The sequence below is a fragment of the Rhizomicrobium palustre genome, assembly GCF_011761565.1.
Lineage (GTDB): Bacteria > Pseudomonadota > Alphaproteobacteria > Micropepsales > Micropepsaceae > Rhizomicrobium > Rhizomicrobium palustre.
In genome coordinates, this window is record NZ_JAASRM010000001.1 from 2,608,590 (window position 1) to 2,622,526 (window position 13,937).

A 13,937-nucleotide genomic window follows, 5' to 3' on the forward strand; every position below is an offset into this window, starting at 1 on the left:
TATCTAGAACGATTTCGGCGTCTTTATCGCTGTTACGCCCGCGCGCAGGCTCGCTGCAACAAAAGAGGCTGCATGGCTGCCGTGCGGCTGAGGTATCGCTCGCGACGCGGAAGTTACGCGGGAACCGCCTGTTGCGCGGCGAGGTAAGAATGAAGCTGCGCCACCACTTGCGCGCCTTCGCCCACCGCGGCTGCAACGCGCTTGACGGAACCCGAGCGGACATCGCCAATCGCAAAGATGCCGGGAATATTGGTTTCCAGCGGGCGCGCCGCATCGCTGGCAAAATCATCGGTGGCAATGAAACCTTTTTCACAAAGCTTCAGCCCCGAAGCACCCAGCCAATCGGTATTGGGATCGGCGCCGATGAATAAAAAGAGATGGCGCATTTCGTGGCGGCTTTCTTCGCCGTCGCCATCGCGCCAGCGCACGGCCTGCAAAATCCCGTTCTCGCCTTCCAGCGCGGTGATTTCCGTCTTGGTCAAGACTTCGATATTGGGCTGGGCGGCGATGCGATCAATCAGATAACGCGACATGGTGGCTTCAAGTCCGCGCCGCGCCAAAAGCCAGACCTTCTTGGCATTGGCGGCAAGATAGACCGCCGCTTGTCCCGCCGAGTTCCCGGCCCCCACAAGCGCGACCTCTTGGGCCGAACACAGCTTGGCTTCCAAAGGCGAGGCCCAATAATGCACCGATGTGCCGTCAAAGCCGCTCAAATTATTGAGGCCAAGGCTTCGATAACGTGCGCCTGTGGCGATGATGATGGCGCGGGCGCGCAAGATCTCGTCATTGGCAAGATGCAAGGTGAAGCCGTCCTCTTCGCGCGATAGCCTCTGCACTTCGTCGGGGATAGCCATTTCGACGCCGAATTTTTGCGCCTGATTGAAGGCGCGCGCCATAAGCGCCATGCCCGAGATGCCGGTGGGAAAGCCGAGATAATTCTCGATCCGCGCCGAAGCGCCTGCCTGTCCGCCAAAGGATCGGCAATCCAGTACAATGGCTGATAGGCCTTCGGAACCGGCATACACCGCTGCGGCCAATCCGGCTGGCCCCGCGCCCACAATCGCGACATCGTAGAGCCGGTTGGGGTCGATCGCGCGCACCAAGCCGATGCAGCGCGCGAGCTGGTCTTCACTCGGATTATGCAAGATATCGCCACTGGGGCAGATCACCAGCGGCCACTCGTCTTCCGGCACGCCTTCCAGCATGGTGCGCGCGCTGGCATCGTTCTCGGGATCGAGGCGTTGGTGGGGATGGCCATTGCGCGAAAGAAATCCCTGTAGCCGCAACACGCCGCCATTTTCTGCCGGGCCCACGATCACCGGTCCGCCGACGCCATCTTCCAATAACCCTACGCGGCGCAAGATGAGCGCGCGCATGATGCGTTCGCCAAGTTCGGCCTCGCTGACCAGGACATGGCGCAGCCTCTCGGAGTTCAGCACCAGGACCTTGGTATCGCCTTCCGCTTGGGCATCCACCAGAAAGGGCCGCCCGGAAAGCTGTGAGATTTCGCCGGAAAAAGAGCCCGGATCGTGAATGGCGATAGGGCCTTCATGGCCTTGTCCGGTCACCACCACGCGGCCGGATTTGATTACAAAAGCCGCATCGCCTTTCTCGCCCGCGCGCGCCAGATACTCGCCATCGCGATAAAGCCGCTCCTCGCCGAAGCGCTCCAGGGTTGCGATTTCCGATGCGGTAAAAACCGGAAACATCTGGGCGTGGCGCGTATCGCGAACACTGACCAAGCTGGCCTCCTTCAAGCGAGTTCAGCTTCAGTATGGTGCGGTGCGCGCGAATGTACACAGACGGAATTGCTTGCCGTAACGATATGTGGTGCAAATAAATGCGGGTTTCATACAAGCACGTGAAATTGTGCTGCGCCTACCGCTTCTTGCCGAGCTGTTTGGCAAGAAAATCACCCATCGCGGTGACGCGTTGCGGTTTGGGGCCTCCGGGCGGGGTCAGCCAATAGACCGCGCCTTCCGGCAACGACCACTCAGGCAGCAAAATCTCGACCTCTTTTTTGGCGATGGCTTCGCGGGCGATGAATTCCGGCAAAATCCCCACGCCGATGCCGCCTAAGATCGAAGGCAGCATCGCCTCGCCATTATTGACGCGTAGCGGCCCGCTTGGGCGTACGCTTGCCACTTCGCCGTTCTTTTTCTTGAACTGCCACACGCCTTGGCGCAGCTGATAGGAATAGGTCAGTGCCTTATGCTCGCTCAAATGCATGGGATGTTTTGGCCGCCCATGCTCTTTCAGATAGGCGGGCGCCGCCAAGAGATAGAGCGGCATGCCGCAAAGCCGCTTTGCCATCAGCGAGGAATCCGGCAGGGCCGCAATGCGGATCGCCGCGTCAAACCCATCGCCCACGATATCGACGAGATCATCGGAGAGATGCAGATCGACCTGCACTTCGGGATATTCACGAAAGAAGAGGGGCAAGAGCGGCGCCACATGCATCACGCCAAAGCTCATCGGCACAGCGATGCGAAGCAGCCCTCGCGGCGTCTGGCTTTGCGACAGGGCTTCGCTTTCGGCGGCTTCGCCTTCGGCCAGCATGGCGCTGGCGCGGGCCAAAAGCCGCTGTCCCGCTTCGGTGAGGGCAAGCTTTCTTGAGGTGCGATTGAACAGGCTCGCCCCCAGCCGCTGTTCCAGCCGCGTCACCGCTTTGGAGACCGTGGGTTTGGACATTTTCAGCTCGCCGGCGGCGCGCACAAAGCTTTGGAATTCCGCGACTTTAGCGAAAACAGCGAGAGCTTCGAAATCGGGCAGGGTGGCCATGGCGAATCTTCGAGTGAATAGAAGGAAACAATGGGTTTCCATTGTTTCTATTTCTATTCGCCCCCCGGATCAATAACTCTTGGCGGCAGAAAGAGGGCGGCCCCAACAAAGTGCGAGCCGCCAGGAGTATCAGATGAGCGATACCAACACTATCGACACCAAAACCATTGAAGCCAAAACCATCGAAGTGCGGCCCTTCAATTCTCTCGGTGGCGCGGACCATGGCTGGCTGAAGGCCAAGCACCACTTCTCCTTCGCCGATTACCATGATCCCAAGCGGGAGCAGTGGGGCGCCTTGCGCGTCTGGAACGACGACGAGATCGCGCCGAACACCGGCTTTCCTCCGCATCCCCATGCGAACATGGAGATCATCACCTATGTGCGCGATGGCGCCATCACCCATCAGGATTCGATGGGCAATAAGGGCCGCACCGTAGCCGGTGACGTGCAGGTGATGAGCGCAGGCACGGGCGTGCGCCATGCCGAGTATAATCTCGAGCAGGAGCTGACGCGGATTTTCCAGATCTGGATCTTCCCGCGCGAACGCGGCGGTGCGCCGGCCTGGGGCTCCAAGCCTTTCCCTAAAGGTGACCGTTCGGGCCGTTTCGTCACCCTCGCTTCGGGCTTTGCTGAAGATACCGAGGCGCTTCCAATCCGTGCCGATGCCCGTGTTTTAGGTGCTACACTCAAAACTGGCGAAAGCGTTCAATACAGCCTCGGCAAAGGCCGTCATGCCTATCTGGTTCTGGCCAAAGGTGCGGTCGAGGTCGATGGCGTGAAGGTCAATGCCCGTGACGGTGCCGCGATTACCGGCGTGGAAAGCTTCACGGTAACGGCAAGCGATGAAGCCGAAATCGTGCTGGTCGATTCTCTCTAACCCTTATTCGCCCCTAACTCTTAAAGCTAAGGAGTAGTGTGATGCCCAAAGTCCTGGTCCTGTATTATTCGTCCTACGGTCATATCGAAAGCATGGCCAAAGCGGTCGCCGAAGGCGCGCGTGAGGTTGGTGCTGAGGTCGATATCAAGCGCGTGCCGGAATTGGTGCCGCCTGAAATCGCTGCCAAGGCCCATTTCAAGCTCGATCAAGAAGCGCCCGTCGCCAAGGTCGAGGAGCTGGCCGATTACGATGCGATCATTGTCGGCACCGGCACCCGCTTTGGCCGCATGTCGTCTCAGATGGCGAATTTCTTGGACCAGGCCGGCGGGCTGTGGGCGCGTGGCGCGCTCAATGGCAAGGTCGGTGGCGCTTTTACCTCCACCGCAACCCAGCATGGCGGTCAGGAAACCACGCTCTTTACGATCATTACAAACTTGCTTCATTTCGGCATGGTGATCGTGGGGCTGGATTACGGCCATGCGGGTCAGATGACCCTCGATGAGATCACGGGCGGCTCGCCTTATGGCGCCTCCACCATCGCGGGCGGGGATGGCTCGCGTCAGCCCTCCGCGAATGAACTAACCGGCGCGCGGTATCAGGGCCGTAAGATCGCCGAAGTCGCCAAGAAGCTGCACGGCTGAGGTGTGGTTGAGTTTGTCATGGCCGGGTTCCCGAGCCTTGCCTCCATCCCCCTCCGGGAGTGCGAGGTTGGAGCCCGGTCATGACGCTCTAACGAGGGCAGGCGGACGTCCTGCTTAAACACGCGCCACGGGATTTTTGAGGGTCTTCGCGGTGCAATCGGACTCTCTCGCGGCAAGTTTGTATTTGCTTCAAAAAAGGGCGCTCCAGAGCGGGGCGCCCTTTGCTTTTGTGGCGGTCCATTACACGGGCGATATTTTCCGACCTTTGATGCAGGTAAGCCACACTGCTTGTTGCGGTAACGGCAACGGCTTTAGGCGTTTTGTTGCGCGTATTTTAGGCAGATGTCAAAACTGCGGCAGCCTGCCGCAGTGCCACCACAAATCTATTACAAAACAATGACGTATACGATGTTCGCAAATGCCTGGGCGCGCAGCAGCTCAGCAAAGTGATCAAATTTTAGCACCGCAATCGCATCCCATTCAGGCTATAAAATAGTTATATGATAGCTATTTGATAGTTATATTATTGCAATGGTGAAATAGTGTTTTGCCCGACTCCTCCACGCACCCGGCATCATTACCGCAAGCCCAACCTTGCCACGTTTGGCGGCATGTCTACGCCGCGAGCAGGGGGGAGGCATTGCCGTTACTGATCAAGGGGGTATCCCGTGTTGCATAAAGACGTACGCTTTCGCTCCTCTCTATTCGTCGGGGCCAGCGCCTTTGCGCTCCTGGCAGTCGCGACTGCGGCTGGCGCCCAGCAGACGACCGAAACGGTGACCGTCACCGGTTCGCGTATTCCGCGCGCCAACCTCGAAGCGCCGACCGCCGTCACGACCATTTCGTCGGAAGTCCTGCAGATGTCCGGCACGGTCAACGTGTCCGACATGCTGCGCTCGGTCCCGAGCTTCGGTGTCTCCGGCATCACGGCGACCAACTCCAACTTCGCCACCGCGGGCGCTGGTATCAGCACCCTGGAACTGCGCAACCTCGGTGAAAAGCGCACCCTCGTGCTCGTCAACGGCCGCCGCTGGGTGGCTGGCGTTGCTGGTACGAGCGCGGTTGACTTCAATACCGTGCCGACCGACCTGATCGACCGCGTGGACGTGATCACCGGCGGTGCTTCGGCCATGTACGGGTCTGACGCCCTCGCTGGCGTTATCAACGTCATCCTGAAGACCGACTATGAAGGCATGGCCGCTGACTTCCAGACCGGCCGCACCGAGTATGACGACGAAGTGCAGTACAAGGCCCATGTGATGTTCGGCGGCAATTTCGCCAACAATAAGGGTAACCTCGTTCTGTCGGCCACCTGGTCGCGCAATGAAGGCGCCTGGGCGAAGAACCGCGCCAACCTCGCCACCGACCTTTTGGTCAGCGGCGGCAAGTCGAGCTATAGCGACTACGGCTATTTCGCGATCCCGTCGACCGGCAAGGCTTACACGGTCTCCAGCGGCACCGGCGCCACCGGCACTGTGTCTGCCTGGTCTTCGAGCAAATATGGCTTCGACCGTCAGCCCTACCGCGCCATCGAAACACCGGTTGATCGCCTCGTGCTGTCGACCAATGGCCACTACAATGTGAGCCAGAATTTCCAGCTCTATATGGAAACGACCTTCGCCAACACCAAGTCGGCGGCCAATATCGAGCCCTATCCGCATGCCAGCGCGGATCTTGATGGCACCGAGAACGATCTGATGGGCGTTTCCATCGACAATCCCTATATGCCTCAGGCTCTGCGTGACGCCGTTGTCGCCGCTGGCGACAATTATGTTACCTATCGCCGCCGTTTGGCCGAGTTCGGGCCCCGCCACTACGATGCCAATCGCGACCTTTATCGTCTCGTGATCGGCGCCAAGGGCACCGTATTCAACGACTTCAACTGGGATACCTATTTCGATTGGGGCCACACCCTCGATACCCAGAACGGTACCGGCCAAGTCAATATCCCGAATATGCGCGAAGCCCTTAACGCGCGCGTTGCTACGGCGGCGGATATCACCGCTGGTGCCACGGTTGGCGGCGCGCCAGCTAAGGTCGGCGATATCATCTGCTCAAACTACTATACCTGGACTTCCAAAGAAGGCTGCGCCCCGATCAATATCTTCGGTAAGGGTGCGGTTAGCCCGGCTGCCCTTAAGTACGTGACAGCTCCGGCCAGCCGTACCGCCAATATTGACCAGCAGGTCCTCGGCGCGTCGATCGAAGGCCCTGTGGCCACGCTCCCGGCTGGTGATCTGCATGTCGTCGGCGGCTTCGAATATCGCCGTGAATTCGCTTCTGACGTTCCGGATGCGCTGTCCCAGTCGGGCCAGAACGCCGGCAACAAAGAGCCGGAAACCCGCGGTAGCTACAATGTGATCGAGTTCTTCGGCGAAACGGAAATCCCGGTCCTGAAGAACGAGTTCCTGGCGAAAGAACTGACGGTTGGCGGCGCTGTCCGCTGGTCGCAGTATGGCGCCCAGGGTTCGACCACGGTCACCAACGCCTATACCGGCCGTGTCCAGTGGAAGCCGGTCGACGATCTGCTCTTCCGCGGCCAGTATGCGAAGGCCGTCCGCGTCGCGAACATCAACGAACTGTTCGCACCTGGCGGTGAGGATTTCTCGTCGGTTGACGATCGTTGCTATTCCGAACCGCTGAAGCCTGTGGGTAAGCAGAATCCTCAGGTCATCGCCAACTGCGCGAAAGACCCGGTCGTCAAGGCGCGTACCGCCGCGAATGGTTCTTTTGATCTCACTCTGGCGGAGCGTCAGGGTACAGGCGGCTTGTCCGGTGCGGGTAACAAGAACCTCACGCCTGAACGGTCTGACACCTGGACCGTCGGCGCGGTGTTCAATCACGACTTCGGTAGCGCTGGTGCACTCGAATTCTCGGTCGATTACTTCAACATCGACATCGAGAACGTGATCACCACGGTTGGCCGCCAGCAGGCGATCAATCAGTGCTATGAGGCTGCGAGCTACCCGAACACGTTCTGCACTCTGTTCACGCGTAAGGCGACCGGCCCGACCAATCTCCAGGGCGCGATCACTGCGGTCAACACCGGCTACTTCAATCAGGGTTATCTGAAGGAAGGCGGCTTCGACTTCGCGATCAACTACAATGTCGATCTGAACGAATTCGATTGGCTGAAGAGCGCCCTTGGCGGCGTGGATGTCGGTCAGATCAATTCCCGCTTGAACTGGACCTACACCAATAACTACTCCGATCAGTCCTTTGGTACGGTCACCAACGACAATGGCTTCATCGGCGCCCCCAAGCACAAGGCACAGCTCGGTTTCATTTATGAGAACGGCCCTGTGACCCTGCAGTGGGAAACCGACTTCCAGAGCCGCGTCTATGTTGCCCCGGGCGAGCTCACCTCGATCCGTCCGTACTACCTGCACAACCTCTCGGGTTCCTATCAGATTACCGAGCAAGTGCAGCTCTTCGGCGGTATCAACAACCTCCTCAACATCCGCGCTCCGTTCGTCCCGAACGCCTACGCGACCACCGGCACGACCACCTCTGCCGATGTGTATGATGCGATCGGCCGCCGCTTCTTCGTCGGCGCCCGTCTCAAGATGTAATCGGTTGTGGATTTCTGAAATCAGCGGCGGGCCAAAAGCCCGCCGCTTTTTTTGTGCGGCCGGTGAGAACGATACTGACAGCGAAGCGAAAAAACGCTGCTATCAGGCCGTTTCTTGCGTGTTGTCGATGATGGTTTTGAGCTTGGCGAGCACAGCTTGGCCGGCTTCGGTCAGATAGACGAGGCGGCGGCGGCCGTCTGTCGGATGGCGCACCGTTTCGAGAAGGGCGCCTTGATCGGGCTGGGCGAGGGCGTCGACGGTCCGCGAGACCATGGATTCGCCGAGCCCGCAGGCAAAGACGAGGTCCTTGATGGAGAGGCCCTCATTTTCACAGACGGATAGAAATACAATAACGCTCTCCAGCCGGAGAGCAGGGCAGGTCGTGGATAGCGCGTTAATCGCTTGTCGCAGCCGCGTGGCGGCACAAGGGTTGTTCTCTTCCACCGGTCAAGGTCTCATCCGACCTTGGTCTGGCGTACGCCTACGGGGCGCAGCCGCTGGGGGCCCGATACGACATTGCCGCTGTCGGGACGACGCTCGCGCCTTTCGCGAATGATCATCTCGGCATTGGGATATTCGCTCTTCAGGCTTTCGACGAAGCGCGCGAGCTTGTTCTGGTGCTCCGCAGCCTCCACGAAATCCTCCGCCGAGATGTCGATGGTGATCTGGGCCCGAAGTCTCATCAGTCTGCGCCTCCACCGCGCAACGATCTCATAACTGCATATGTAGTGAGCAATTTTGTAAATGCTGCTCTCACAGCTCGGAGTTTGATATACAAAATTGCCAGTACGTCTCTGTGTAAACCACATACCTCAGCGCTACGAGTTCAAATTTCCTTTACTGCAGACGGCCTGAGGTAGTTATTTTCTCGGAAAACGCGAATTCCTTGTGTAGAATTGTAGAAGACATCTAATTCGCTCGAGTTTCCTCGCAATTATCTACAGACAAAGTGTGGAGAAATTGCCGAAATTCTGGTCAGGCTTGATCAATGTTGTGTCAGCCACCAGCGGCGGGGATTGTCCGAAGGCTGTGCGACTCAAATCCGCCGCGCTTGTCGTAACGCCCGTTTGCGTTTATTCCTGCCCCACCCTTTGGACACATAACTCCATGCCTCTGCTGCGATTTATCCCGGAAGCCACCAATATCAACTTCATTGGCGCGCGCTATGTCGCCTTTGCCATTGATGGGCTGCTGCTGCTGGCTGCGGTCGTTTCGATCGCCTGGCATGGTTTTAACCTGGGTTTGGACTTCACTGGTGGTGTCCAGGTGCAGGCCAAAGCGCCCTATACGATCTCGACCGACCAGGCGGGGCAGATCCGCGATCAGATTTCGACCCTGCATTTTAATGATCAGCGGGTTCAGACGGTCAGCGGCGGTGTCTGCGCCACTCCGGCCTATTCCTGCGTCATGATCCGCGTTCAGCCCAAGGCTGGCCAGGATTACAACGCCGCCGCCCAGGCGATCAAAAACAAGCTCGGGCCGAGCTATCAGTTTCCCTCGACCGAGGTGATCAGCGCGGCGGTTTCCGCCGAACTCCTGCATGCCGGTATTCTGGCCTCGATTCTCGCGGTTATCTGTATCGCCCTCTGGGTGGCCTTCCGCTTTGAATGGCAATACGGCATCAGCGCCGCCTTCGCGACCGGCCATGACGTCTTCGTCACCGCAGGGCTTTTCTCGCTGCTGCACCTCGATTTCAACCTGACCTCGATCGCTGCGCTCCTGACCCTCGCAGGCTATTCGATCAACGACACGGTGGTGGTGTTCGACCGTCTGCGCGAGAACCGGCGCAAGTATAAGCGCATGCCGCTCGCCGATCTCATCAACCTCTCGACCAACCAGATGCTGACGCGAACGATCCTGACCTCGGTCTCCACCGCGCTCTCGATCATTCCGCTCTATTTCTTCGTGCCCGCGCTGGAAGAATTCACCGGCTCGATCCTGTTCGGCATTCTGGTCGGCACCTTCTCCTCGATCTACGTCGCTGCCGCGCTGCTGCTCTATCTGCCCAAGCCCGCTGGCGCCATCGAGGACAAGCCGGTGCCCGCGCAGGCCTGATCCTGTCGCTCTGCCAAAAGATAAGGGGCCCGGCGAACCGGGCCCCTTTTTTGTATGCGATGGGTGTAGCGCGCCTAGAAGGGGAACCAGTCCCGCTTCTCGGTGTATTCCTGGTATTGCGCGTTCACGCCTGCGCGCAGGCCGACGCCGGTGCGCATGGGAGCAAGCGTGACGCCACCCGAGCGCATATAGAGAACGCCGATCCCGGCGATGAAATAGTAAGAGCCTTCCACGCCTGGGAAGCGCTGATAGAGGCGCTCTTCGCGCTTCAGGTTATAGACCAGGGTGAAAACCTTGGAGGCATTGCCGCCGACATCGAAGCCGACAGACGGCCCGCGCCAATAGGTTTTCTTCGGCTCATGGTTCTTGCGGATCAGCCAGCCGGAGCCATAGCGCAGGCCCACCACGAAAGCGCCCGAACCTTCATCGCCCTTGATATAAGCATCGGGGCGGCCCTGGTCGCGGAAGACGCGCTGCACGGCCTTGGCGACGCTTTCCGTGGCGATGCCAAAAAAGTCCGCTGCAGAGCGGGTGATTTCGTTTTCGGTAAAGGTATCGTCATCGCCCGATTCATCGGCCAATGCGGGAACGGTGATAAGCCCGGTAGCACCAGAGGCCAACGCCCCCAAAATCAGCTCTCGCCTTTTCATCGGCTACTCCCTTTGAATAAAACTGCCGCCTCGCAAAACTTCTACTCGAAACGGGCGAATCGATTTGCGGTTATCCTCCCCCAAAATCTGGGGTTTCGCTATGCCGCCGCCAACCGGCCCGCTACGACTGAAACGGCCAATTTTGGCAACTCGGTGGTGGACCTGTGCGTTTGACGTTGAGGGAAGCCATTAAATCCCCGTCATGCGGAGCGCTATGCAGGAAAAGCCCATCAGAACCGAGTCCGGCACGCCTAAGGCCTTTAGTCCCCCTGTGAGCAAAAAGGGGCTCGGCAGGGCAGGCTGGGTCGCAATGGTTGCGCTCGCACTCATTCTCGCGGGAGCGGTTCTGTATGCCGTCGATACGTCAGAGCAACTCGGCCCGGTGCCGATGAGCCTTTCCGGCTGGCTATTTCTCAGCCTCGGCGTTCTGCTGACCTTGGCCGTTGGCATCGGCTTGATGGCGCTTATGTTTTATTCGAGCCGGCATAATTTCGACCGCTGAGGAGAGGCGACACCAAAGGACGCAGGGGGAGAAACTTTCCCGGAGCGTTCATTCTCCTTTCACGAGTAAGGCCTTAACTGCTCGTGATAACAAGTGTAAGAAATACATGCCATTGATGCAATTCAATGATAAATGGCTCGTGGGCGTCGCTGAGCTGGATAGCCAGCACGAAATCCTGCTCGCCACCATCAACAAACTCTACGGCATCGCCTTGCGGCGCGAGGCCATCGCGGCACTCGATGGGCTAGTTGACGATCTGGCTTCCTATGTCGATCTGCATTGCGCCTATGAGGAAAAGCTCTTCACGGAAGCCGACTACCCTGGGGCCGTTCGTCATAAAGGTGAACATGACAAGTTGCGCCGTCACATCGCGCAATTTGCAGCGCGCCCGGACAAGGATCTCTGCCTCGCGCTCGATCTTTTGCATGTGTTGAAACAATGGCTGACCGACCACATCATGCGAGAGGATAAGGCTGCCTGCGCCTATCTGAACACGCGTGGAAATTTCTAGCCCTCTGGTGCCTCTGCTTGCGGTTTGCCCATACGATGCACTAGCTTTGCGCCTGATGGGAAACAGGAGTGCGCGTGGAAACTGTCACCGAATATGTGTCGGGTGATCTTATCCAGGCTGCCGCGCGCGAAAGCCGCGATCTACAAGCGCCGAATCCGTTCATTTATTGGTGCGATCTCGTGGCGTCTGTCAGCATCGGCTACGGCGCGCTTGCCGTACTGATACTGTCGGAACCGCCATTGCTGAAGCTTGGCGCGGGCGTTGTTGCAGTGCTGGCGCTTTATCGCTGCATTAGTTTCATTCACGAACTAACGCATATCAAAGCTGGGGCCTTGCCCGGGTTTCGCATCGCCTGGAATCTTCTCATCGGCGTGCCGCTGCTTTTGCCGTCCTTTCTCTATGAAGGTGTGCATAGCCTGCATCACGCCAAGACACGCTATGGCACCGAAGAAGATCCTGAATACCTGCCGCTCGCCCATATGGGGCCGTTCAGTGTCCCGCTATTTCTCCTGGTCTCGCTTTTGGCGCCGCTCGCCTTGCTCTTGCGCTTTGCGATCCTCGCGCCGCTCAGCCTTGTCGTGCCTGGTCTTCGCAAGATCGTCGTGGCGCAGGCTTCCGCGATGACGATCTCGCCGACTTTCAAACGAAAGCCGCCAGAAGGGCGTGATTGGATTTTCTGGGAAGCCGCGGCCTCGCTTTGGGCCATCACGGCGATCACGCTTGCGGTCACTGGCGTCATCGCGCCCAGCCAATGGATAGTGCTGCTGGGCGTTGTGTCTGCCGTCGCCTTCCTCAATCAACTGCGCACGCTGGTCGCCCATCTTTGGGAGAATGACGGCGGGCAGATGACCATCACTGCGCAATATCTCGACAGCGTGAATGTGCCGGGCGGCTTTCTGCCGGAGCTCTGGGCGCCGGTGGGCTTGCGCTATCACGCGCTGCACCATCTCTTGCCCGGCATTCCCTATCACGCACTGCCAAAAGCGCATCGTAGGCTCATCGCGGCGCTGCCTGACGGTTCGGAGTATCACCGCGCCAATTACGCGGGGCTCTTGCGTCTCACTTGGCGCCTAATGCGGGCCGGGTGGCGGTAATCTGGCCGGCAGATGAAATCGCCTCTGCCGCGCTTGGCGCAGAGCCCGCGCCTTCCCATATGAGAAAGGCTGTTTGACCGCGCCGGGAAATGAGCCGCCTTCCTCCCATCCTTAAGGGGGGAAATCACTCGAACAATTATATTGCACGCATCGCCATCTGGTTTTCGCAAGGCGATTTTTGAGTGAACACAATAGCTTACCGGGAAAATCCCGGATTTGTTTTCAACTTTTTTGAATCCGGCTTCAGAGCCCTTTGGCGATGAAATGCGGGTTCGCGAAGCCTGGCTTGCCATAGAGGAAGGGCTTGCCTTCCACCGTCGTGACCGCGCCGCCTGCGGCCGCAAGCACGGCATGGCCCGCCGCCGTATCCCATTCCATGGTGCGGCCATGGCGGGGATAGATATCCGCTTCGCCCGCCGCGATCAGGCAGAATTTCAGCGAGGAACCTGCCACCACGAAATTCTTGATCTGATAGGCGCCAAGATATTCGGCGGTCTTGCCGTCGTTATGAGAGCGGGAGATGGCGGCCACCAGCCCATCCTTGCCGGGCTGACGCACGGTGATGGGATGGGCTTCGGCGAAGTCCGGCGCGCCGCCGGGCGGGCAGGTCATGGCGAAGGCGCCCGAAAGGCTCTCGCCGAAGAAGATGCGCTCCTTGGCCGGGGCATAAACCACGCCGCGCACGGGCTTGCCTTCCACGATTTCGGCGATATTGACCGTGAACTCGCCATTCTTGTTGACGAACTCCTTGGTGCCGTCGAGGGGATCGACCAGGAAGAACCGCTTGCCCACTTTCGGGGTCCGTCCTGCCGCCACTTCTTCTTCGGCCACCACCGGCACGTCGGGGGCGAGCTGGGCCAGCCGTTTCAGGATAAAGCGCTCGGCATCCACGTCCGCGGCCGTCACCGGCGACATGTCCTCTTTGCGGGTCGCCGTGATCTCGTCGGTGTAGTGCTCCAGGATGATGGCCCCGGCGTCATAGGCGATGCGGGCGAGCGCCCGGAGCATGGGTGAAGAGGCGTGGGCGTGATTATCGGTCATGGTGTCTCCTCGCCTAAGTGTAACCCGTCTGCGGGGGAGAGTTCGAGGGGGCTGACATCGGTATGGATCACCTGTTTGCCCCCATGCTCGAAATTCACAGTCACTTTGGTCCCCACCACCGACTGGACTTGACCGGTTCCCCATGCCGGTGCCGCAGGCAGCCGAACCCAGTCGCCGGGGGCCAGAAACACGGGGGGCAAATTCGAACCCATT

Annotated in this window: 14 protein-coding genes; 7 read left to right on the top strand and 7 right to left on the bottom strand. The window is 59.1% G+C overall.

What is annotated here, in order from left to right:
- Positions 1 to 113: 113 nt before the first annotated feature.
- Together FHS83_RS11630 and FHS83_RS11635 are read right to left on the bottom strand one after the other, a co-directional pair.
- Positions 114 to 1,709: an FAD-dependent oxidoreductase gene (locus FHS83_RS11630; RefSeq protein ID WP_167085444.1), complete on the bottom strand. Its 1,596-nt coding sequence runs from the start codon at positions 1,707 to 1,709 to the stop codon at positions 114 to 116.
- 169 nt (positions 1,710 to 1,878) lie between these two features.
- A complete protein-coding gene (locus FHS83_RS11635) occupies positions 1,879 to 2,781 on the bottom strand; it encodes a LysR family transcriptional regulator (RefSeq protein ID WP_167083123.1) in 903 nt (300 codons plus the stop codon).
- 133 nt (positions 2,782 to 2,914) lie between these two features.
- On the opposite strand from FHS83_RS11635, the gene FHS83_RS11640 reads away from it, so the two are divergent.
- The 3 genes from FHS83_RS11640 to FHS83_RS11650 all read left to right on the top strand — a co-directional run bounded on the left by FHS83_RS11640 (position 2,915) and on the right by FHS83_RS11650 (position 7,871).
- Positions 2,915 to 3,658, top strand: coding sequence for a pirin family protein (locus FHS83_RS11640; protein ID WP_167083124.1), 744 nt, complete (start codon positions 2,915 to 2,917; stop codon positions 3,656 to 3,658).
- Positions 3,659 to 3,699: 41 nt separating this feature from the next.
- A complete protein-coding gene (wrbA, locus tag FHS83_RS11645) occupies positions 3,700 to 4,299 on the top strand; it encodes an NAD(P)H:quinone oxidoreductase (protein WP_167083125.1) in 600 nt (199 codons plus the stop codon).
- 668 nt (positions 4,300 to 4,967) lie between these two features.
- A complete protein-coding gene (locus FHS83_RS11650; RefSeq protein ID WP_167083126.1) occupies positions 4,968 to 7,871 on the top strand; it encodes a TonB-dependent receptor domain-containing protein in 2,904 nt (967 codons plus the stop codon).
- 102 nt (positions 7,872 to 7,973) lie between these two features.
- On the opposite strand, the gene FHS83_RS11655 is transcribed toward FHS83_RS11650, so the two are convergent.
- Both FHS83_RS11655 and FHS83_RS11660 read right to left on the bottom strand, forming a co-directional pair.
- Positions 7,974 to 8,144 (bottom strand): helix-turn-helix domain-containing protein, encoded by a 171-nt coding sequence (locus tag FHS83_RS11655; RefSeq protein ID WP_167083127.1) that lies wholly within the window; start codon positions 8,142 to 8,144, stop codon positions 7,974 to 7,976.
- A 182-nt stretch (positions 8,145 to 8,326) separates the two neighbouring features.
- Complete coding sequence (locus tag FHS83_RS11660; protein WP_167083128.1) at positions 8,327 to 8,554, bottom strand: hypothetical protein; 228 nt, start codon at positions 8,552 to 8,554, stop codon at positions 8,327 to 8,329.
- A 424-nt stretch (positions 8,555 to 8,978) separates the two neighbouring features.
- On the opposite strand from FHS83_RS11660, the gene secF reads away from it, so the two are divergent.
- Positions 8,979 to 9,926, top strand: coding sequence for a protein translocase subunit SecF (gene secF, locus FHS83_RS11665; protein WP_167083129.1), 948 nt, complete (start codon positions 8,979 to 8,981; stop codon positions 9,924 to 9,926).
- A gap of 74 nt (positions 9,927 to 10,000) precedes the next feature.
- Here the strand turns inward: secF and FHS83_RS11670 are convergent, their stop codons facing one another.
- Complete coding sequence (locus FHS83_RS11670) at positions 10,001 to 10,576, bottom strand: DUF1134 domain-containing protein (RefSeq protein ID WP_167083130.1); 576 nt, start codon at positions 10,574 to 10,576, stop codon at positions 10,001 to 10,003.
- 214 nt (positions 10,577 to 10,790) lie between these two features.
- Between FHS83_RS11670 and FHS83_RS11675 the strand changes: the two genes are divergently transcribed.
- The 3 genes from FHS83_RS11675 (at position 10,791) to FHS83_RS11685 (ending at position 12,683) form a co-directional block, all read left to right on the top strand.
- Entirely contained in the window at positions 10,791 to 11,078 is a 288-nt protein-coding gene (locus FHS83_RS11675) for a hypothetical protein (RefSeq protein ID WP_208414553.1), read from the top strand.
- A gap of 106 nt (positions 11,079 to 11,184) precedes the next feature.
- Positions 11,185 to 11,589: a bacteriohemerythrin gene (locus FHS83_RS11680; protein ID WP_167083131.1), complete on the top strand. Its 405-nt coding sequence runs from the start codon at positions 11,185 to 11,187 to the stop codon at positions 11,587 to 11,589.
- Positions 11,590 to 11,657: 68 nt separating this feature from the next.
- Positions 11,658 to 12,683, top strand: a complete 1,026-nt coding sequence (locus FHS83_RS11685; RefSeq protein WP_167083132.1) for a fatty acid desaturase — start codon at positions 11,658 to 11,660, stop codon at positions 12,681 to 12,683.
- 243 nt (positions 12,684 to 12,926) lie between these two features.
- Here FHS83_RS11685 and cysQ read toward each other — a convergent pair whose 3' ends face one another.
- Both cysQ and FHS83_RS11695 read right to left on the bottom strand, forming a co-directional pair.
- A complete protein-coding gene (cysQ, locus tag FHS83_RS11690; protein WP_167083133.1) occupies positions 12,927 to 13,724 on the bottom strand; it encodes a 3'(2'),5'-bisphosphate nucleotidase CysQ in 798 nt (265 codons plus the stop codon).
- The gene (locus FHS83_RS11695) at positions 13,721 to 13,936 is read right to left on the bottom strand and encodes a DUF3553 domain-containing protein (RefSeq protein ID WP_167083134.1); all 216 of its coding nucleotides are present in this window, start codon (positions 13,934 to 13,936) and stop codon (positions 13,721 to 13,723) included. The genes cysQ and FHS83_RS11695 overlap by 4 nt, the downstream gene beginning before the upstream one ends.
- Between the last annotated feature and the right edge of the window lies 1 nt (position 13,937).

Bases quoted from the DNA above. Each gene is read 5' to 3' on its own strand.
- FHS83_RS11630 (WP_167085444.1), bottom strand. From the start codon at position 1,709: ATGTTTCCGGTTTTTACCGCATCGGAAATCGCAACCCTGGAGCGCTTC.
- wrbA (WP_167083125.1), top strand. From the start codon at position 3,700: ATGCCCAAAGTCCTGGTCCTGTATTATTCGTCCTACGGTCATATCGAA.
- FHS83_RS11670 (WP_167083130.1), bottom strand. From the start codon at position 10,576: ATGAAAAGGCGAGAGCTGATTTTGGGGGCGTTGGCCTCTGGTGCTACC.
- FHS83_RS11635 (WP_167083123.1), bottom strand. From the start codon at position 2,781: ATGGCCACCCTGCCCGATTTCGAAGCTCTCGCTGTTTTCGCTAAAGTC.
- cysQ (WP_167083133.1), bottom strand. From the start codon at position 13,724: ATGACCGATAATCACGCCCACGCCTCTTCACCCATGCTCCGGGCGCTC.
- FHS83_RS11675 (WP_208414553.1), top strand. From the start codon at position 10,791: ATGCAGGAAAAGCCCATCAGAACCGAGTCCGGCACGCCTAAGGCCTTT.
- FHS83_RS11680 (WP_167083131.1), top strand. From the start codon at position 11,185: ATGCCATTGATGCAATTCAATGATAAATGGCTCGTGGGCGTCGCTGAG.
- FHS83_RS11640 (WP_167083124.1), top strand. From the start codon at position 2,915: ATGAGCGATACCAACACTATCGACACCAAAACCATTGAAGCCAAAACC.
- FHS83_RS11655 (WP_167083127.1), bottom strand. From the start codon at position 8,144: ATGGTCTCGCGGACCGTCGACGCCCTCGCCCAGCCCGATCAAGGCGCC.
- secF (WP_167083129.1), top strand. From the start codon at position 8,979: ATGCCTCTGCTGCGATTTATCCCGGAAGCCACCAATATCAACTTCATT.
- FHS83_RS11660 (WP_167083128.1), bottom strand. From the start codon at position 8,554: ATGAGACTTCGGGCCCAGATCACCATCGACATCTCGGCGGAGGATTTC.
- FHS83_RS11695 (WP_167083134.1), bottom strand. From the start codon at position 13,936: ATGGGTTCGAATTTGCCCCCCGTGTTTCTGGCCCCCGGCGACTGGGTT.